17 protein-coding genes are annotated in these 17,251 nt (G+C 72.5%); 8 read left to right on the top strand and 9 right to left on the bottom strand.

The window, feature by feature from the left end:
* Window positions 1-37: 37 nt before the first annotated feature.
* On the bottom strand, window positions 38-1,531 hold the full coding sequence (locus ACFYXS_RS32700) for an MFS transporter (RefSeq protein ID WP_389254804.1): 1,494 nt from the start codon (window positions 1,529-1,531) through the stop codon (window positions 38-40).
* Between the two features lie 86 nt (window positions 1,532-1,617).
* Between ACFYXS_RS32700 and ACFYXS_RS32705 the strand changes: the two genes are divergently transcribed.
* The gene (locus ACFYXS_RS32705) at window positions 1,618-2,010 is read left to right on the top strand and encodes a MarR family winged helix-turn-helix transcriptional regulator (RefSeq protein WP_389254806.1); all 393 of its coding nucleotides are present in this window, start codon (window positions 1,618-1,620) and stop codon (window positions 2,008-2,010) included.
* 36 nt (window positions 2,011-2,046) lie between these two features.
* Here ACFYXS_RS32705 and ACFYXS_RS32710 read toward each other — a convergent pair whose 3' ends face one another.
* The 4 genes from ACFYXS_RS32710 to ACFYXS_RS32725 form a co-directional block, all read right to left on the bottom strand.
* Window positions 2,047-2,514 (bottom strand): DUF4442 domain-containing protein, encoded by a 468-nt coding sequence (locus tag ACFYXS_RS32710; protein WP_389254808.1) that lies wholly within the window; start codon window positions 2,512-2,514, stop codon window positions 2,047-2,049.
* Between the two features lie 58 nt (window positions 2,515-2,572).
* A complete protein-coding gene (locus tag ACFYXS_RS32715) occupies window positions 2,573-3,319 on the bottom strand; it encodes a maleylpyruvate isomerase family mycothiol-dependent enzyme (protein WP_389254810.1) in 747 nt (248 codons plus the stop codon).
* Window positions 3,320-3,367: 48 nt separating this feature from the next.
* The gene (locus ACFYXS_RS32720; protein ID WP_389254812.1) at window positions 3,368-3,724 is read right to left on the bottom strand and encodes an SCO4225 family membrane protein; all 357 of its coding nucleotides are present in this window, start codon (window positions 3,722-3,724) and stop codon (window positions 3,368-3,370) included.
* 84 nt (window positions 3,725-3,808) lie between these two features.
* Window positions 3,809-5,050, bottom strand: a complete 1,242-nt coding sequence (locus tag ACFYXS_RS32725) for an MFS transporter (protein WP_389254814.1) — start codon at window positions 5,048-5,050, stop codon at window positions 3,809-3,811.
* A gap of 17 nt (window positions 5,051-5,067) precedes the next feature.
* On the opposite strand from ACFYXS_RS32725, the gene ACFYXS_RS32730 reads away from it, so the two are divergent.
* A complete protein-coding gene (locus ACFYXS_RS32730; protein ID WP_389254816.1) occupies window positions 5,068-6,291 on the top strand; it encodes an ROK family protein in 1,224 nt (407 codons plus the stop codon).
* 19 nt (window positions 6,292-6,310) lie between these two features.
* Here ACFYXS_RS32730 and ACFYXS_RS32735 read toward each other — a convergent pair whose 3' ends face one another.
* The gene (locus ACFYXS_RS32735; protein ID WP_389254818.1) at window positions 6,311-7,207 is read right to left on the bottom strand and encodes a DUF2797 domain-containing protein; all 897 of its coding nucleotides are present in this window, start codon (window positions 7,205-7,207) and stop codon (window positions 6,311-6,313) included.
* A gap of 149 nt (window positions 7,208-7,356) precedes the next feature.
* Here ACFYXS_RS32735 and ACFYXS_RS32740 point away from each other — a divergent pair, with 149 nt between their 5' ends.
* Genes ACFYXS_RS32740 through ACFYXS_RS32750 form a run of 3 tightly spaced genes read left to right on the top strand, consistent with a single transcriptional unit; the run spans window position 7,357 to window position 10,993 of the window.
* A complete protein-coding gene (locus ACFYXS_RS32740) occupies window positions 7,357-7,662 on the top strand; it encodes an SHOCT domain-containing protein (RefSeq protein WP_389254821.1) in 306 nt (101 codons plus the stop codon).
* Window positions 7,659-8,429: an ABC transporter ATP-binding protein gene (locus ACFYXS_RS32745; RefSeq protein WP_389254823.1), complete on the top strand. Its 771-nt coding sequence runs from the start codon at window positions 7,659-7,661 to the stop codon at window positions 8,427-8,429. The genes ACFYXS_RS32740 and ACFYXS_RS32745 overlap by 4 nt, the downstream gene beginning before the upstream one ends.
* The gene (locus ACFYXS_RS32750) at window positions 8,426-10,993 is read left to right on the top strand and encodes an ABC transporter permease (protein WP_389254825.1); all 2,568 of its coding nucleotides are present in this window, start codon (window positions 8,426-8,428) and stop codon (window positions 10,991-10,993) included. The genes ACFYXS_RS32745 and ACFYXS_RS32750 overlap by 4 nt, the downstream gene beginning before the upstream one ends.
* A gap of 66 nt (window positions 10,994-11,059) precedes the next feature.
* Here ACFYXS_RS32750 and ACFYXS_RS32755 read toward each other — a convergent pair whose 3' ends face one another.
* Both ACFYXS_RS32755 and ACFYXS_RS32760 read right to left on the bottom strand, forming a co-directional pair.
* A complete protein-coding gene (locus ACFYXS_RS32755; RefSeq protein ID WP_389254827.1) occupies window positions 11,060-11,611 on the bottom strand; it encodes an ATP-binding protein in 552 nt (183 codons plus the stop codon).
* A 202-nt stretch (window positions 11,612-11,813) separates the two neighbouring features.
* Entirely contained in the window at window positions 11,814-12,125 is a 312-nt protein-coding gene (locus ACFYXS_RS32760; RefSeq protein ID WP_389254829.1) for a hypothetical protein, read from the bottom strand.
* Window positions 12,126-12,238: 113 nt separating this feature from the next.
* Between ACFYXS_RS32760 and ACFYXS_RS32765 the strand changes: the two genes are divergently transcribed.
* From ACFYXS_RS32765 to ACFYXS_RS32775, 3 genes are all read left to right on the top strand, one after another.
* On the top strand, window positions 12,239-13,390 hold the full coding sequence (locus ACFYXS_RS32765) for a PLP-dependent cysteine synthase family protein (RefSeq protein ID WP_389255074.1): 1,152 nt from the start codon (window positions 12,239-12,241) through the stop codon (window positions 13,388-13,390).
* 92 nt (window positions 13,391-13,482) lie between these two features.
* A complete protein-coding gene (locus ACFYXS_RS32770; RefSeq protein WP_389254831.1) occupies window positions 13,483-14,865 on the top strand; it encodes a hypothetical protein in 1,383 nt (460 codons plus the stop codon).
* Window positions 14,866-15,001: 136 nt separating this feature from the next.
* Window positions 15,002-16,165 (top strand): hypothetical protein, encoded by a 1,164-nt coding sequence (locus ACFYXS_RS32775; protein WP_389254833.1) that lies wholly within the window; start codon window positions 15,002-15,004, stop codon window positions 16,163-16,165.
* A 71-nt stretch (window positions 16,166-16,236) separates the two neighbouring features.
* Here ACFYXS_RS32775 and ACFYXS_RS32780 read toward each other — a convergent pair whose 3' ends face one another.
* Window positions 16,237-17,109: a DeoR/GlpR family DNA-binding transcription regulator gene (locus ACFYXS_RS32780; protein WP_389254835.1), complete on the bottom strand. Its 873-nt coding sequence runs from the start codon at window positions 17,107-17,109 to the stop codon at window positions 16,237-16,239.
* Between the last annotated feature and the right edge of the window lie 142 nt (window positions 17,110-17,251).

Here is a 17,251-nt window from a genome sequence, read left to right on the forward strand (position 1 = left end):
CCCGTTCGCCGCGCGGGTCCGGACGGCGGTCCGGGTCTCAGTCGCCCACGGTGACCCGCTCGGCCTCGGCGGCCTTCCGCGTGCCGTCGGACGAGGCGACGACGAATCCGTACGAGGCCCGGCGGCGCACTCCGGTCAGCGTGATCAGCAGTCCGGCCAGCGCGATGACGCTGACGACGACGAGTCCGGGCCGGAAGCTGTCGAGCACCGCCTGGGGGGTGGCGGCGGCGTGCCCGTCGCCTGCCGTGATCGCCGCCGTCACGACGGCCAGGAAGATCGCGCCGCCCACCTGGAACGAGGTGTTGAGGAGTCCGGAGACCATGCCCTGTTCCTCGTCGCGCACGCCGTTGGTGGCCTGGATGTTGAGCGACGGGAAGACCAGCGCGCAGGCCGCGCCGAGCAGCAGCATCGAGGGCAGGATGACGGCGGCGTAGTGCGGGGTCAGGTCGATCCGCAGGAAGAGCACGTAGCCGATGAACAGCAGGGTGAACCCGGTGGCGATCACCCGGGGCGTGCCGAAGCGGTCCACCAGCCGTCCGATGCGCGTCGAGGCGAGGGCGACGAGCGCGCCCGCGGGAAGGAACGCCAGTGCCGTCTGCAGCGCGGACCAGCCGAGCAGGGACTGCATGTACTGGGTGACCATGAACTGGAAGCCCACGTACGAGCCGAAGAACGCGGCACCGCCGAGGTTGGCGCGGATCTGCTGCGGGGAGCGCAGCACGCCCAGCCGGATCAGCGGGTGACTGCTGCGGTGCTCGATGACGCCGAACGCGGTGAGCAGGACGGCGACGGCGGCGAACGAGAGCAGCGTGCGGGCCGAACTCCAGCCCGCCTCCGGGGCGGAGACGACCGTGTAGACCAGCAGCAGCATCGAGGTGGTGCCGGTGAGGGCGCCCGGCAGGTCGTAGCCCCGGCCGTCGCCCTTCTCCCGCGGACTCGACGGGATCAGGCGCAGTCCCGCGACCAGCGCCAGGATCGCGACCGGGGCGGGCAGCAGCATGGTCCAGCGCCAGCCCACTTCGGTGAGCAGGCCGGAGAGCACCAGGCCCATGGAGAAACCGGTCGCACCGCAGGTGGTGTAGATGCTGAGGGCCCGGTTGCGGACGGAGCCCTCGGGGAAGGTCGTGGTGATGATCGACAGCCCGGCGGGGGCGGTGAACGCCGCGCTCAGGCCCTTGATGAACCGGGTGGCGATGAGCAGTTCGCCGGAGTCGACGAGGCCGCCCAGCAAGGAGGCGGCGGCGAAGACGCCCAGCGCGATCAGGAAGACCCGGCGCCGGCCGAGCAGGTCGGCGGCGCGGCCGCCGAGGAGTAGCAGGCCCCCGTAGCCGAGGATGTAGCCGCTGACGACCCATTGCAGGGACGAGGTGGTCAGGTCGAGGTCGTGGGCGATCGACGGCAGGGCGACGCCGACCATCGAGACGTCCAGGGCGTCGAGGAAGAGCGCGGCGCAGAGCACGAGCAGGGTGCCCCACTGGCGAGCGCTCCAGCGGCCTTCCGTACCGGGGACGGTGGTGTCGGGAGAGGTCATGCCGAGGACAGTACATGCATGTGCATCAAATGCAAATGCATTTAATGTGTGTACATGGATTGGCGGATTTCTGCTATCCTGCGCCCATGACCGGCGTGAAGAGTGAACATGCGCTCGTGGAGCGGTGGCGGGAGGTCCTTGCCCTGCACGCGCGGACCGCGTGCGAGCTCGACCGCGAACTGCACCAGCTGGGCCTCGGCGCGAGCGACTTCGAGGTGCTCGACATCCTCGCGGAAGGCAGCGTGGTCGAGGGCTGCACCTTCCGCGTCCAGGAGCTCGCCGACCGCGTGCACCTCAGTCAGAGCGCCCTGTCCCGCCTGGTCGGCCGGCTGGAGAAGGAAGGGCTGGTCAGCCGCGGGAGTTGCAGCGAGGACCGGCGAGGGGTCCGGGTGGGCCTGACGGACGCAGGGCGCGCACGCCACGAAGAGGCCAGGCCGGTCCAGCGTGCCGTCCTGGAGCGGATCCTCGGCGAGTCCTGACCTCCGGCGCGCCCGCTCGCGGCAGGCCCTCGGGGTTCAGCGGGCGGCGGGCTTGCGCCGGACGTACAGCTGCTTGCGCACCTTCGCCACGATCGTGCCGTCGTCCGCGACCACGTCGTTCTCGAACCACATCAGCGCCTTGTGGCCGTGCGCGGTGAGCTCACGCATCTCGTCCAGCCGGTCCTCGGTGAGCTTGAAGTCGGCGAAGACGTCGCCCCGGCCGGGCGAGACGAACTCGATCTCGGCGGCACGGTCCCACACCAGGTAGTCGCGGCCGAGCCGGTTCATCGTGAGCAGCATCCAGAACGGGTCGGCCATCGAGAAGAGCGAGCCGCCGAAGTGAGTGCCCACGTAGTTGCGGTTGAAGCGGTGCAGGCGCAGGCGGACCCGGGCCGAACTCCAGTCGTCGGCGATGTCGAGCACCCGGATGCCCGCGAAGAGGTAGGGCGGCCACCAGTTGATCGCGCGGCGCAGGCGTGCGGGGGCGAGGGAGCGTCGTGCCATGGACGTGACGGTAGCACGCGAAGTTACCCGCCGGTAATGCCCCTCCTGCAGGCGTCCTTCAGGTGATGGCCCCCGTGCGCCGCCACAGCTCCAGGAGCGAAGAGTCGCCGGTGACCTCGAGCTTCTCGTACGGAGCCCGGTTCCACAGGGCGAGGTACAGGTCGGCGGCGGTGCCGCTCACCGTGCAGTCCGCGTCGTCCTCGACGGCGTGCTCGACCACCAGGGGATCCGCCGACACGTGGGCCAGCCAGTCCCCGCGCTCCGCGGGCAAGTCGACGGCGCGCACGCGGAGCGTTCCCGGTGCCTCGTTGCGCACACGGCTCTTCGATCGCGCGTGGAAGCCGGTCAGCAGTTCGTCGATGCCGTCGGCCGCGAAGACGGGGTCGACAGCGGTGGGCGCGCGGCCCGCCGCGATCTCCGCGTCGACGCGGTGCACGGCGGTCTCGTGCGCCTGCCGCCGCGCCCAGAAGCCCAGCGGGGAATCGGCCCGCAGGAAGTGCCAGCACTCCAGGTCCGGCGGGGCCGACTCCAGTGCGGACACGAGACGCTCGTGCCCGTCCCGGAACCAGCCGAGCAATTCCGCGTCGTCGGCCGGCGTCCCGGCGGCGATCGGCTCCGGCCGCATCCGTCCCTCGGCGACGAACCGGGTCGCCCAGCGGTGCACGATCCCCTGATGAAGGACCAGATCGCGCACCCGCCAGTCCGGGCACGGCGGCACGGCGCCCTCCAGACCGGCCCGCTCCGCCGCGTCGGCCAGCAGTGTGCCGTCCCGGCGGATCGTCTCGATGAACTCGGCGGTCTCCATGAGGTGATTGTGGCACCGGGGTCGGACAACGACGCCGCGCCGCGGTGATCAGCGCGGCTGCGGACGCCGCTTCCTGGCCCGGGCGATGATCCCCAGCACCGCGGCGTTCAGCACGGCCGACAGCAGTGCCGCGAGGACGGCCGTCCACCAAGCGCCCCAGCCGTACGCGGCGTTCGCCGCCTCCTGCCCGCCGGCCTCGGCGAACAACCGCCAGAACATGGGCATCCACGGCAGGGTCAGCAGTACGAGCCAGACTCCGGAGAACGTCGCGTCCTCGTGCGAGACGAAGGCCGTGTCGACGAGCAGGAACACCATGGCCGCTGTCACCAGGCCCAGGTAGACGCGCGAGACGCGCTCTCGGTACACCGACCGGGCCGCTGCCCGGAGCCGGTGAGGAATCGACATGTCTCCTCCGGCGGCTGCGTGCGATCCACAGGGCTGACGACCACCATGGCCCTCCCGGCCGTCCTGATGGGTGGAGATGACGCGTCAGTTTCCGTCGGATCCCGCGAGGTGCCGTGCCGCGCCGGCGATGACGGCCGCCGTCGCGGCGAGCACGGCGACCGTGGTCAGCGCGACGGGCAGACCGAAGGCGTCGGTGAGGAAGCCGATCGCCGGTGGACCCAGCAGGAAACCGCCGTAGCCCAGGGTCGAAGCCGTCGCGACACCGCTCGGGCCGCCCAGGGCACCCGCCCGGGCGATCGCCACGGGGAAGATGTTGGCCAGGCCGAGGCCGGTCAGTGCGAATCCCGCCAGTACCAGCCACACCGCCGTCGCGAGCGCCCCCACCAGCATCCCGGCGCACGCCGTCAGCCCGCCCACGACGACCGCCCGGGTCGGGCCGAGCCGCATCAGCAGGGCCGTTCCCGACAGGCGGCCGATCGTCATGGCGAGCGCCACCGCCGCGTAGCCGGCCGCGGCGAGTGCGGGTCCGGTGTGCAGGTCGTCCTGCAGGTGCAACGGGCCCCACTCGGCGAGGGCACCCTCGCCGTAGGCCGTGCAGAGGGCGATCAGCCCGAACACCGCGACCGGCCAGCCCGTGCGTGCGTGGGACGGCCCGGCGCCCGTGTCGCCCGTGGCGGTCCCCTTCCCGTCGGCCGGACCGTCCGCGGGCCGCACCAGGGGGTACGCAAGCAGTGCCCGCCCGAGGAACGCCGTCGCCACCAGGCCGAACGTCGCGACCGCGAAGAGGTGCTGCACGGGCGTCAGGTGCGCCGCCAGCGGCCCGCCCACGCCGGCACCGATCAACGCGCCGAGGCTGTACGCCGCGTGGAAACCGGGCATGATGGGGCGCCGCAACGCGGCCACCAGGTCGACCGCGAGGCTGTTCATCGCCACGTTCATGCCGCCGAAGCCCACGCCGAGGAGCAGCAGCACCAGGCCCAGCGCCAGAGGGGAGTGGGTCATCGGAGGCAGCGCCACGCTCAGTGACAGGACGACGGCCGTGGCGATCGTGACCGGAGCCGCGCCGAAGCGCCGGCACAGCCACCCGCTCGGGATCATCGTGCCGAGGGCGCCCGCCGATACACCGAGCAGCGCAAGGCCGAGCGCGCCGGCGGACGCGCCCACCTGCTCCTTGACCGCCGGGATGCGCACCACCCATCCGGCGAAGACGAAGCCGTCGAGGGCGAAGAAGGCCGTCAGCGCGACGCGAAGCCGCCGAAGAGGAACCGGGGAGGTTGTGTGATCTTGCCCTGCGAGTACGCTCCGTATTTTGTTTAGGCTCGGCACAAAGTGAGAATAGGACTGTGACCCAGACTCGGACAAGGTTGGAGAGAGGCCGGGGCGCGCTCGGTCCCGCGCTGTCGCTCGTGCACACGGGACGTGCGCCCACCCGCGCCGTCCTCACCGCCGAACTCGGCGTGACGCGCGCGACCGCGGGTGCCGTCGCCTCCGAACTGGAGGCGTTGCGGCTGATCCAGGTCGACACACGGCCGGGCGGTCCGGTCGGTGCCCAAGGCCGCCCCTCGCATCGGCTGGCGGTCAACCCCGAGGGCCCGGTCGTACTGGCCGCGCAGATCCACACCGACGGATTCCGGGCGGCGCTCGTCGGGCTGGGCGGTCACATCGTCGCGACGGCGCCGGTCAGCATGGCCGTGCCCGCCGACCCAGCGCACGTGCTCGCCGACGTGGTCGCGGCCGGCGCGCGGCTGTTGAGCGAGCACGGGCGGATCTGCGTCGGGGCCGGCCTCGCCGTGCCCTCCGCGGTCGCCGAGCCCGAGGGCACGGCGCTCAACCCGTTGCACCTGGAGTGGCCGGCCGGCGCGCCGGTGCTGGACATCTTCAGGGAGCAGGTCGCCCGCGGCGGGATCATCTCGCCCGCGGGCACGCCGCCGTTGTGCTTCGTCGGCAACGACGTCAACGTCGCCGCGCTCGCCGAGCACCGCCATGGTGCGGGGAGCGGCGCCGAGCACCTCCTGGTCGTCGCCACCGGCCACCGCGGCGTCGGCGGCGCCCTGGTGCTGCATGGCAAGCTGCACACCGGAAGCTCCGGGCTCGCCCTGGAGGTCGGGCACCTCACCGTCAACCCCGAAGGACGCGGCTGCCATTGCGGCAGCCGTGGCTGCCTCGACGTCGAGGTCGACCCGCTGGCCTTCCTGGAGGAGGCCGACCGCGCTCCCGGGCCGGAGGTCTCGCTGCTCGAGCAGTCGGTCACCCTGCTCCGTGAGGAGTACGACGACCCGGCCGTCCGCCGTGCCGCACACAGCCTGATCGACCGACTGGGCCTCGGTCTGGCCGGTCTGGTCAACGTCCTCAACCCCGACCGGATCCTGCTCGGAGGCCTCCACCGCTCGCTGCTCGACGCCGATCCCGAACGGCTGCGGGCCGTCATCGCCGACCGCAGCCTGTGGGGACGCAGCGGCAGCGTTCCGGTACTGGCGTGCGCCCTGGACCACAACAGCCTGGTCGGCGCGGCGGAACTGGCCTGGCAGCCGGTCCTCGACGACCCGCTGACGGCGCTCGGCGTCTAGGTCGCGGACCGGGCAGCGGTCAGAAGAGCGGCTCGGGGGGCTCGTCCGCCCTGCTCAGCGGCCGCATCGGCGGGGCGGGCCGGCCCTGGGCCGCGGCCGTGAGGGGCCAGCCCGACACCAAGTGGGCATCCAGGAGCACCACATCACCGGGTGCCCCGGGCGTCCGGACGTAGAGGTCGGCGCCCGCCACCGCCTCCACCGTGCCGCCGAGGGCGGTGCCGGGCTGGAGGCCGGTGACCGCGGCCGTGGCCCGCGGCGGATCGGGTTCCAGCCCGAACACCGCCGCGTGGTCGACCACTTCGAAGGAACAGGGCGTCAACGTGTCGCGCCAGTCGGGCACGGCGAAGGCCGCGTCGCGCACCGCGCGCAGTTCCGCGTGCCGTACCTCCGGCGGTGACAGCACGTCGCGGGCCGTGCGCTTGGTGGCGGCGGCCACCCGGTCGGGCACACCCAGGGCCGTGCCGAGGACGGACTCCGCGCGCCGGGCCGCCATCAGCGGCCCGCGGCCGAGGAACGAGAAGCACACGGCGGCCTGTTCGAGCAGCCGGGCGGAGCCGCGCTCGTCGGCGGTGATGCCGACCTTGCACAACCCGGAACCGAACCAGGCCAGATACAGCGCGTAGGGCCGGGGGTCGTCCAGGCGGGTGTCGGCCGCCACCGACCGCGAGCGGTCCAGCGCCGCGCACTCCTCGCACTGGTCGCGCCGGGCCTGGGGCGGCAGCCTCCGCGCCCGCGGGCACGGCGTCCACCGGCCCGCCCGCCACACCCCTAGGCACACGCGTTCCGCGCCCGGTTCCACCGCGAGGGCCAGCGGATCGCCCAGGCGCACCGGACTGCTCCGCTCGCCGTGGCCCGGGTGCCACCACGCCCAGGCCGGGGCCCCGGACCGCCACCGCAGACCTGTGCACCGCCACATGATCCGCATGCTAGGCGCAGCCACTGACAGCCCGCGTACTCCCCGCGGGGTAGCCGCAGTGCCGCTGGCCGTACGACGACCCGGAGCGCTCCGCCGACCAGGCTCGGAGATGGCACACGATCCCGCCGTCACCAAGGAGATGAGTCCGCATGGACACCACCGCACTGATCCCGCTCGCCGACCACTGGGGCGGCGGCGGTCCCGGCCCCTGGGTGCTGTTCTTCCCCCTCGTCTGGGCGGCCGTCATCACGGGTGTCATCCTGCTGCGCCGCACCCTGTGGCGTACGTCCGGCCGCGGACCGTGGCACCCCAGGGCCGCGCTCACCGAGCACTCGCCCATCGCGGTCCTGGGCCGACGCTTCGCCGCCGGGGAGATCGACGAGGACGAGTACTGGCGCCGCCTGTCCGTCCTGGACGAGCAGTTCGGCCGCAACGCCAAGGGCGGCGACCGATGACCGCCGCCCGCGTCGTCGACGCGGTCAAGACGTACGGAACGGGCGACGCCCGTGTCCGCGCCCTCGACGGGGTCACCGTCGACTTCCCCGCGGGCCGCTTCACCGCGATCATGGGGCCGTCCGGTTCCGGCAAGTCCACGCTCATGCACTGCGCGGCGGGACTGGACACCCTCAGCTCCGGCAGTGCCTTCATCGGCGACACGGAACTCGGCAGCCTGGGCGACCGGCAGTTGACGCTGCTGCGCCGCGAACGGATCGGTTTCGTCTTCCAGGCGTTCAACCTCGTGCCGACGCTCGACGTCGCGGAGAACATCACGCTGCCGCTGGACCTGGCCGGCGCCCGGCCCGACCGCGAATGGGTGGACGCGCTGATCGACGTCGTGGGACTGCGTGACCGCCTTCGGCACCGGCCGGCCGAGCTCTCCGGCGGTCAGCAGCAGCGGGTGGCCGTCGCCAGGGCACTCGCGGGCCGGCCCGACGTCGTCTTCGCCGACGAGCCGACCGGCAACCTCGACTCCCGCTCCGGGGAGGAGGTGCTGCGGCTGCTGGGCCGGGCCGTCCACGAGATGGGCCGCACGGTCGTCATGGTCACCCACGACCCGGTCGCCGCCGGCCACGCCGACGAGGTGGTCTTCCTCGCGGACGGGCGCCTGGTGGACCGTATGCCCGACCCAACCGCGCAGAAGGTCCTGGACCGGATGAAGGCGTTCGACGGCACCAGGGACGCGGCTTCCGGCCTGCCACTGGTCCAGGGAGCGGCGTCATGAGCGGCACCGCACCTGCCGCCCTGCGCCTGAGCCTGTCGTCCCTGCGGGCCCACAAGCGGCGCTTCGCGGGCACCTTTGCGGCGGTCTTCCTCGGCGTCGCCTTCCTCGCGGGCACCATGGTCATGGGCGACACCCTCAGGGCGAGCTTCGACACCCTGTTCGCGACTGCCAACACCGGCACAGCGGTCGTCGTGCGCAGCGCGGACGTCGTGACCGTGCCGGGCGAGGGCCTGGGCACACGGGAGCCTGTCGACATCGCGCTCGTCGATCGGCTGCGCGGCGTCCCGGGCGTGGCCGCCGCGGTTCCCGACATCGAGGGCGCGGGTCAGCTGATCGGCCGCGACGGGGAGCCGATCGGGGGACAGGGGCCGCCCACCCTCGCGGGGAACTGGATCGACGACCCGGGACTCAATCCGTACGCCTTGGCCGAGGGCCGCGCCCCCAGGACGGCCGGAGAAGCCGTGGTCAACCGGGGAGCCGCCAAGGCGGGCGGCCTGCGCGTCGGTGACACCACGGTGCTGCGCACACCGGATCCCCTGCGGGTGAGGATCGTGGGCCTGGTGACGTTCGGCGGTGAGGACGGCATGGGACAGACCACCTTCACCGGCCTCACCCGGAGCGACGCCGAGCGGTATCTGATGCCCGCGCCGGGCAGGGCGTCCGCCATCAAGGTGCGCGCCGGGCCGGGGGTCGGTCAGCAGCAGCTCGCCGACCGGGTGACACGCACGCTGCCCGCAGGCGTGGAGGCGATCACGGGACAGCAGGCGACCGACGAGAACCTCGACCAGGTCTCCGGCCGCTTCCTGTCGCTGTTCACCACGCTGCTCACGGTGTTCGCCGGCATCGCGCTGCTGGTGGCGACCTTCAGCATCCACAACACCTTCGCGATCGTCGTGGCCCAGCGCACCCGGGAGAACGCGCTCCTGCGGGCGCTCGGGGCCTCCCGCCGCCAGGTGGTCGGCGCGACGCTCACGGAAGCCGTCGCCGTTGCCTGTGCCTCGTCCCTGGCCGGGCTGCTCGGCGGGATCGGCATCGCCGCCGGGCTGCAGGCGCTGTTCCCCGCGGTCGGCTTCCCGTTTCCCGACGGGGGACTGGTCGTCCACGCTGCCGCGCTGGCCGTGCCGTTCGCCGTGGGACTGGTCGTCTGCACCGGCTCGGCGCTGGTGCCGGCCGTCCGCGCGGGCCGCACCGCCCCGCTGGCCGCGCTGCGGGAGACCGCTGTGGACCACTCGGGCGCCTCGCGGAGCCGGGCCGTGCTGGGCGCGGTCCTCGGCGCCGCCGGTGTGGCCCTGACGGTGGTGGGGGCGACCGGCGCACCGAACGTGTGGCTCACAGCCGCGGGGGCCTCCTCGGCCGTGGTCGCTTTCGTGGTGCTCGGCCCGGTCGCCTCCTCGTACGCCGTACGGGTCCTGGGGGTCCCGGTGGCCCGGCTGCGGGGCGTGACCGGCGCCCTGGCGCGACGCAACGCGCTGCGCAGTCCGAAGCGCACGGCGGCCACCGCGACCGCGCTCATGATCGGCGTCGCCGTGGTGTCGCTGTTCACGGTGTTCGGCGCCTCGCTCAAGGCGACCATGGACCAGACCGTTTCCCGCACCTTCGCCGGCGATGTCGCGGTGACGGCGTCCGGTTTCGGAGCGGGGGCCAACGGGCTGAGCCCGGGCCTCGCGCCGGCGGTGGCCGCGCTCCCCGAAGTCGCGACCGCGGTCGGGCTCGGCAAGGGTGTCGCCGAAGTCGACGGCGGTGGGCGGCAGCTGACCGTCACCGACCCCGGCGCGCTCTCCCGCGTCCTGGACCTCGGCGCCGTGGACGGCTCGCTCGGCACCCTGGGACGCGACGGCATCGCCGTCTCCCGCCGTGAGGCCGACCGGCGCGGATGGGCGCCGGGCAGCACCACGGTGCTCGCCTTCGCCGACGGCGACCGGCAGACGTTCACGGTGCGTGCGGTCTACCAGGAGGCGGGGCTCACGGGTGACTACGTCATCTCGCGCGCCGCCTGGGCGCCGCACAAGGTGCAGGACTCCGACGACCTCGTCGCGGTCGCCTTCAAGGACGGCGTCACCACGGACCGGGGCAAAGCGGCGGTCACGAGGCTCGCCGACCGCTACGGCAACCCGCGGGCGCAGACCCGCGACGAGTACGCGGACTCCGCCGCCTCGGGGGTCGACATCATGCTCACCCTGGTCTACGCCCTGCTGGCGCTGGCCGTGCTGATCGCGCTGCTCGGCATCGCCAACACACTCACCCTCGCCGTGCACGAACGCACCCGTGAGCTCGGGCTGTTGCGCGCGGTCGGCCAGACCCGGGCACAACTGCGCGCCATGGTGCGCTGGGAGAGCGTGCTCGTCGCCGCCTTCGGCACCGCGGGCGGCCTGGCCCTCGGCGCCTTCCTCGGCTGGGCCCTGGTCAGGGCCTCCGACAGCGCCGGCACCGGGGCCTATGCGGTGCCCCCGGTGCAGCTCGCCGTCGTCCTGCTGGTGGGGCTGGTCGCCGGCGTTCTGGCCGGCTGGCGTCCGGCCCGCCGGGCCGCCCGCCTGGACGTACTGCGGGCCATCGCCGCGGAGTGACTGCGCGGGCGACAGCCTTGTGGTCCACGGCCGCCGTGCCCACCGGGGGTGCGGCGGCCGCGCGGGTCAGACGAGCAGCGGCACGGCGTCCGCGGCCTCGCGCTCGACCTCGGGGGTCCAGCGCTCCGACGGCTCCGGCAGGGCCGTCTCCGCACGCGGCGAGACCTTGCGCGCGGTCACCGACGAGGGCTCGGCGACCTGCCGTGCCGGGACCGTGGCCTCCGCGCGCAGTGTGAACCACACGACCTTGCCGCCGTCGGGCAGCGACTCGGTCCCCCAACTGTCACTCATCGAGACGACCATTGCCAGGCCGCGGCCACAGGTGGCCAGCGGCTCGAAGTCGCGGACCCGCGGCAGGCGCGGATCGTTGTCCGAGACGGCGATGGTGAGCCACCCCGACGCGAAGCTCAGCTCCACGGAGCAGCGCTTGTCCGGCCGGGCGTGCCGGTGGACGTTCGCGAGCAGTTCGGTGATACCCACCAAGGTGGGGTCTATCAGAGGATGCAACCGCCAGTACCGCAGCTGAGCGGCCACGATACGGCGGACCTGCTGGATCCGGGACGGCAGTGCCTCCAGCTCCAGAGCGCACTGCCTTTGGTTTCCTTCGGTGCTGATCACGGCTGCGACTCCCTCCGCGGGAGAGCGCGGCCCCTTTGACCGGGGCCGTGCCCCGCCCCGCATGGAATGGGAACACCTTTGCGGGATTGCTGTGAGTGACTGCTGCAGTGACTCCGTGATGCCCCTACAGGGTCACCCCGATGGATGCGGTCCGCAACTCCGTGTACGCGGAGAGTCCCATTCCGTTCCTGGCGAGTTCCGGTCAGCGCCGACCGGTGACCCTTTGCCTGGCAGTGTGCAGCGCTTCCATGAATCGGCTCGCCGAAGTGGCGCCCTGCTGGCGCAGAGTGAGCAGATACCCCGTTCCGTTGAGCCTGGCCAGGGTCCGGCGCTTCACCGCGAAGCGTGTGGTCAGGGCCCGCACGTCCTCCACCGGGGCGCTGTCGATCTCGCGGCCGCGACTGGTGAGCAGCACCAGCCGGCCGTCGCGGATCAGGACCTGCCCGCCGCGGGTCAGCGAGCGCAGCCGCCGCCCGATGCGCACTCCCGTCGCGGTGAACTCCGCCTCGGCCACGGTGATCCCCCTCCTCGGTCCGATCGCAGTCTGCCCGGCCCGGGCTGCCGCGCACCAGGGGCTGCCTATGATCGGCACACGGGGACCGAGGGAAGGGCGAGCGGGTGAGCACCATCGAGACGGGCGACGAGGGCGCGGGCACGGCGACGGGAGCGGGCGTGCCGTCGGCGTCCACGCTCGATGTGGACCGCACCGATCCCGCGTACCGGGCGTGGCTGAAAGACGCCGTGCGCAAGGTGCAGGCCGACGCCAACCGCTCGGCCGACACGCACCTGCTGCGCTTCCCGCTGCCCGAGGCGTGGGGCATCGACCTGTACCTCAAGGACGAGTCGACCCACCCGACCGGCAGCCTCAAGCACCGGCTCGCCCGCTCCCTGTTCCTCTACGGCCTGTGCAACGGCTGGATCCGGCCGGGCAAGCCGGTCATCGAGGCGTCCAGCGGTTCGACCGCCGTGTCCGAGGCGTACTTCGCGGCGCTGATCGGAGTGCCCTTCATCGCGGTCATCCCGCGCACCACGAGCTGGGAGAAGCAACGGCTCATCGAGTTCCATGGAGGGCAGTGCCACCTCGTCGACGATCCGCGGACGGTCTACGAGGTGTCCGCCCGACTGGCGCAGGAGAGCGGTGGACACTACATGGACCAGTTCACCTACGCGGAACGCGCCACGGACTGGCGCGGCAACAACAACATCGCGGAGTCGATCTACCAGCAACTGCGGCTGGAACGGAACCCCTGCCCCGCGTGGATCGTGGCCACGGCCGGCACCGGCGGTACCTCCGCGACCATCGCGCGGTACGTGCACTACATGCAGTTGGACACCCTGGTGTGCGTCGCGGACCCCGAGAACTCGGTCTTCTTCGACGGCTGGGTCAGCGGTGACGACTCCGTCGCCTGTGAACGCGGTTCGCGCATCGAGGGCATCGGCCGCCCCAGGGTGGAGCCGAGTTTCGTGCCCGGTGCCATCGACCGGATGATGAAGGTGCCCGACGCCGCCTCGGTCGCGGCGGTGCGCACTCTGGAAGCGGCCATCGGGCGCAAGGCGGGGGGCTCCACCGGCACCGGGCTCTGGAGCGCCTTCAAGATCATTTCTGAGATGGTCGCGGACGGACGGACCGGAAGCGTCGTCACCCTCATCTGCGATCCGGGTGACCGTTATCTGGACAAGTATTATTCCGACGCGTGGTTGGCCGAACAGGGGCTCGACATCGCGCCGTACTGCGCCACTATGGAGACGTTCCTCGCCACGGGTGCCTGGCCGGGCTGAGGCTTACGTCCGTTCCGTTCTGTGACGTCGTGGTCACCTGAGCGCCGCCGGAGTTCCGTATTCCCTTCCCCCTGCGCTTTTAGTTTCCGTGTATGACGATCTCTCAGGCGGCACCTCCGGCGGTCGTCCCACCGTCCTCCGTCGTTGCAGGGGCGGCACCCGCGCCGGCCACCCGGAACGGGCGTCGGCGCATGCCGCCGCCGGTGCGGCTTCTGGTGCAGACCTGCGTCACGCTGGTCGCCCTCGTCGCGCTGTGCGCGGCCACGGTGGTCGGCGCCCTCGCCGTGCGGTCCGACGCGCAGGAGTTGCGCGACTCCTCGGCGCACCGCGCGGCCGCCGCGGCCGAACTGCGCTTCTCTCTGGCCGACCTGGACGCGCAGCGGGCCAATCAGCTGGTGCCCGGCTACGACCCGACCGACAAAAACGCGCTGGTCGGCAACCGGCTGGTGGCCCTCATCACCGCCCACGAGCGCCGCGCCGAGATCAGTGACCTGCTGCGGCAGCTCGGCGGCGACGACGCGCACGCCGACCAGGTGCGCGAACTGCTGGACGCGCTGGGACGCTACGACGACGCCAGCGGCCGTGCCGCGTACCTGGACGAGAAGGAGCCCGATCGCGCGGCGGGCCACCCGCCGAAGGTCGCCCTGAACTTCTCGGCGGAAGCCGGCGAAATCATGCACAGTCAGCTGCTCCCCGAGGCCTCCACCTTGGCGAAGGACTACGACGAGCAGGCCGCCGACGCCGCGCGCGCGGCCAAGGACACGGCACTGCGCTCCGCGCTCACCGTCGGCGGACTGGGCCTGGTCACCCTGCTCGTCCTGCTGTGGTGGCAGCGCGACCTGGCCCGCCGCCACCGTCGCCTGTTCAACCCGGCACTCGTGGTCGCCACCGTCGCTGCCCTGGCCGTCACCGTCGCCGGGGCGGTGTCCTTCACCTCCTCCGCCGGCGACCTGGAGTCGGGAGTGTCCGAAGGTCTGCGGCCGTGGTCCCGGCTGGCCCAGGCGCGGGCCGTCGCGGCCGAGTCCGCCGCCGCGCAGAGCCGCTGGGTGGTCAACGACGCCGATCCCGAGCGCCGGGCCGAACTGGACTCCCTCATGAAGGGCCTGGACGGTCTGCTGGCACCGGGCACCTACGCCTCCGCCGCGGAACGCCCCGCCTATGCCGACGTCTCCACGCGGTACGGCCACTTCCGGGCCGACGACCAGAAGCTGCGCGAGCACATGGCCCGAGGGGAACTCGACGGAGCCGTGGACATCCTGACCAATGTCGGCGGGGGGAAGGTCGGATTCGACTTCTGGGACTTCGCCACCACCCTGGAGCGACTCACGCAGGCGCAGCAGGCCGACTTCGCCTCCCGCACCTCCGACGCCCGCTCGGAGCTGGACGGCTGGCCGGCGATCCCGTTGGGGGCACTGGGACTTGCCGCGGCGCTCGTCCTGGTGGGTGTCCGTCCGCGACTCGCGGAGTACAGGTAAATCCCCGGAGAACATCGTCGTCGTCGCTTGTGGGGAACGTGTGTTCGTCGGTACAAAGTGCTGAGCATTCTGTATTCGATCACATGAAAGGGCGCCGGTGTCCGCCTCGCCTCCTCACCCCGACGACGTTCCCTCCGTGCCCGACGACGTCTGGGACCGGTTCGTCGAAGACTCGGAGGCCGCCATCAGGGCTTCCGCGCCCAAGGAGCCGTCGGCCCGCGCCCGGATGGTCACCGAGCGCCTGCGGCAGCAGGACGCCCTGGCCGCGCGCGAGGCCAAGCGCCGCGGCCGCGCGGCGAAGGCCGCCGCACGGCGGCCGCAGGCGCAGCCGGAGGTGTGGCGTGCCGGCCCCGATCCGTTCGCCGAGGAGGTGCGCAGGCCCAGGCGCCGCAGGGGACTGGGCATACTCGGTGTCCTGGTCGCGGTGGCCGTCCTGCTCGTCGCGCTGAATCCCGGCGCCGCGCTGTCATGGTTCCGCGGTGGCGACCGGGCGGACTCCTCCGGTCCGGGGCCGTTGGCCTTGGAGACCGAGCGCCCGACGGCCCCGCCTTCGGAACAGTCCTTCCCCGGAAGGCCGACGGTCGACGCCCCGTTCGCGGGATCTCCCGCCGAGCGCTATGCGGAGGGCGCCGCGGGAATCGTGCCCCCCGAGGCCAAGGCGGTCGGCTGGATGACGCGCGAGCAGGTCGCGACGTCGCTGAAGCAGGCGAAGGCCTTCCTGGTCAGTGGCAACATCGACCCGTCCACGCTGCGCGGGGCGCGTCCCGAGGCCGCCCTCGCGCTCGTCGACCCGCGACAGGGCGGTATCCAGTCGCTGTACGACGTGGCCTTCAAGAAGCCGGACAAGAAGCACGACCCGCTGTGGATCGCCTCCCGCTTCGACCCCTCGGAAGTGCGGGTCCTGGGGAACGCCGTGCGGACCCGCGGGCGTATGACCTTCGAGGAGGGCGAGCACCGGGCGTTGGCGGTGCACGCCGACTACACCTTCGTCTACCCGCTGATCAAGGCGGAGGGCGGTTCGCGTGAGGTGGCCCGGACCATCGTGCGGCGCGTGATCGACTTCGAGGTGCCGGACCCCACGCGGTACGGGGTCACGAAGGGCATGTTGTACATCAGCCACTACAACCAGGAGATGTCCAACTCGGCCTGTTATGTCGACGACGGTTTCCTGCACCCGGAGTTCGGCTCGGATGCCAGGACCGGCGCGCGGGCGACCGGCGCGCCCGTCGACCCGTACGACCGCAGCAGGGACCTCGTGTCGGGCCCGGGTGAGGGGTGCCGGCGGTCCTCGCGGACCTGAGGCGGCGCCGAAGGGCCACCGCTGCTGTTCGCGGCCGCCGACGATGCCGTCGGCGGCCGACCGGCGATCCGTCAGCCGTCCGCGGCGTGGGCTTCCGTGGCCGGGCGATCGGAATTCTCCGGGTCGCCGGCGACGATCAGGTGCGAGAGGTGCTCGGAGATCTCGGCGCGCAGCACCTCGGGGATGCCCGCGTCGGTGACCAGGGTGTCCACGTCCTCCAGAGCCGCGAACGAGCTCAGGCCCACCGTGCCCCACTTGGTGTGGTCGGCGATCACGACCACCCGGCGCGCGGAGCGCACGAAGCGGCGGTTGGTCTCCGCCTCGGCGAGGTTGGGCGTCGACAGGCCGGCCTCGACGGAGATGCCGTGCACCCCGAGGAAGAGCAGGTCGAAGTGGAGCGAGCCGATCGCCTGGTCCGCGACCGGGCCGACCAGTGAGTCGGAGGGCGTGCGCACACCTCCGGTGAGCACGACCGTCGCGGCGCCCTCGCGGCCCGCGCCGCCCGCCGTCCCGGTGCTCCGGGCGGCGGAGTGGAAGACATCGGCGACGCGCACCGAGTTGGTGACGACGGTGAGGTCGGGAACGTCGAGCAGATGATGCGCCAGTGCGTACGTGGTCGTACCGCCCGAGAGCGCGATGGCGCTGCCGGGCACGACCAGGCGGGCCGCCGCGCGCGCGATGGCCTCCTTGGCCCCGAGCTCCAGCCCGGCCTTGGCCTCGAATCCCGGCTCGTGGCTGCTGGCGGGCGCGACGGGGACGGCGCCGCCGTGCACCTTCTCCACCACGCCCTGACGGGCGAGGGCATCGAGATCGCGGCGGACGGTCATGTCGGAGACGTTGAGTTTCCGGGTCAGTTCGTTGACCCGGGCACCGCCGCGCCGCCGGACCTCGTCCAGGATCAGCGCGCGCCGCTGTTCCGCGAGCAGGTTCTGGTTGTCGCTCACCCGAGGTCCCGTCCCATCCTCCGTCGTCCCGCGCCGTCCTGTACCTGTCCTGTCCAGGCACCGGACCTGTCCTGTCCAGGCACCGGCGGACTCGTCATCCTTCCACGCCGGCCCGCCGATGCGTGGGGGCGAGTCGCTCGGC

It is taken from the genome of Streptomyces sp. NPDC002574, from assembly GCF_042889545.1.
GTDB lineage: Bacteria > Actinomycetota > Actinomycetes > Streptomycetales > Streptomycetaceae > Actinacidiphila.

Bases quoted from the DNA above. Each gene is read 5' to 3' on its own strand.
- ACFYXS_RS32735 (WP_389254818.1), bottom strand. From the start codon at position 7,207: ATGTGGCGGTGCACAGGTCTGCGGTGGCGGTCCGGGGCCCCGGCCTGG.
- ACFYXS_RS32740 (WP_389254821.1), top strand. From the start codon at position 7,357: ATGGACACCACCGCACTGATCCCGCTCGCCGACCACTGGGGCGGCGGC.
- ACFYXS_RS32720 (WP_389254812.1), bottom strand. From the start codon at position 3,724: ATGTCGATTCCTCACCGGCTCCGGGCAGCGGCCCGGTCGGTGTACCGA.
- ACFYXS_RS32770 (WP_389254831.1), top strand. From the start codon at position 13,483: ATGACGATCTCTCAGGCGGCACCTCCGGCGGTCGTCCCACCGTCCTCC.
- ACFYXS_RS32745 (WP_389254823.1), top strand. From the start codon at position 7,659: ATGACCGCCGCCCGCGTCGTCGACGCGGTCAAGACGTACGGAACGGGC.
- ACFYXS_RS32700 (WP_389254804.1), bottom strand. From the start codon at position 1,531: ATGACCTCTCCCGACACCACCGTCCCCGGTACGGAAGGCCGCTGGAGC.
- ACFYXS_RS32710 (WP_389254808.1), bottom strand. From the start codon at position 2,514: ATGGCACGACGCTCCCTCGCCCCCGCACGCCTGCGCCGCGCGATCAAC.
- ACFYXS_RS32705 (WP_389254806.1), top strand. From the start codon at position 1,618: ATGACCGGCGTGAAGAGTGAACATGCGCTCGTGGAGCGGTGGCGGGAG.
- ACFYXS_RS32715 (WP_389254810.1), bottom strand. From the start codon at position 3,319: ATGGAGACCGCCGAGTTCATCGAGACGATCCGCCGGGACGGCACACTG.
- ACFYXS_RS32750 (WP_389254825.1), top strand. From the start codon at position 8,426: ATGAGCGGCACCGCACCTGCCGCCCTGCGCCTGAGCCTGTCGTCCCTG.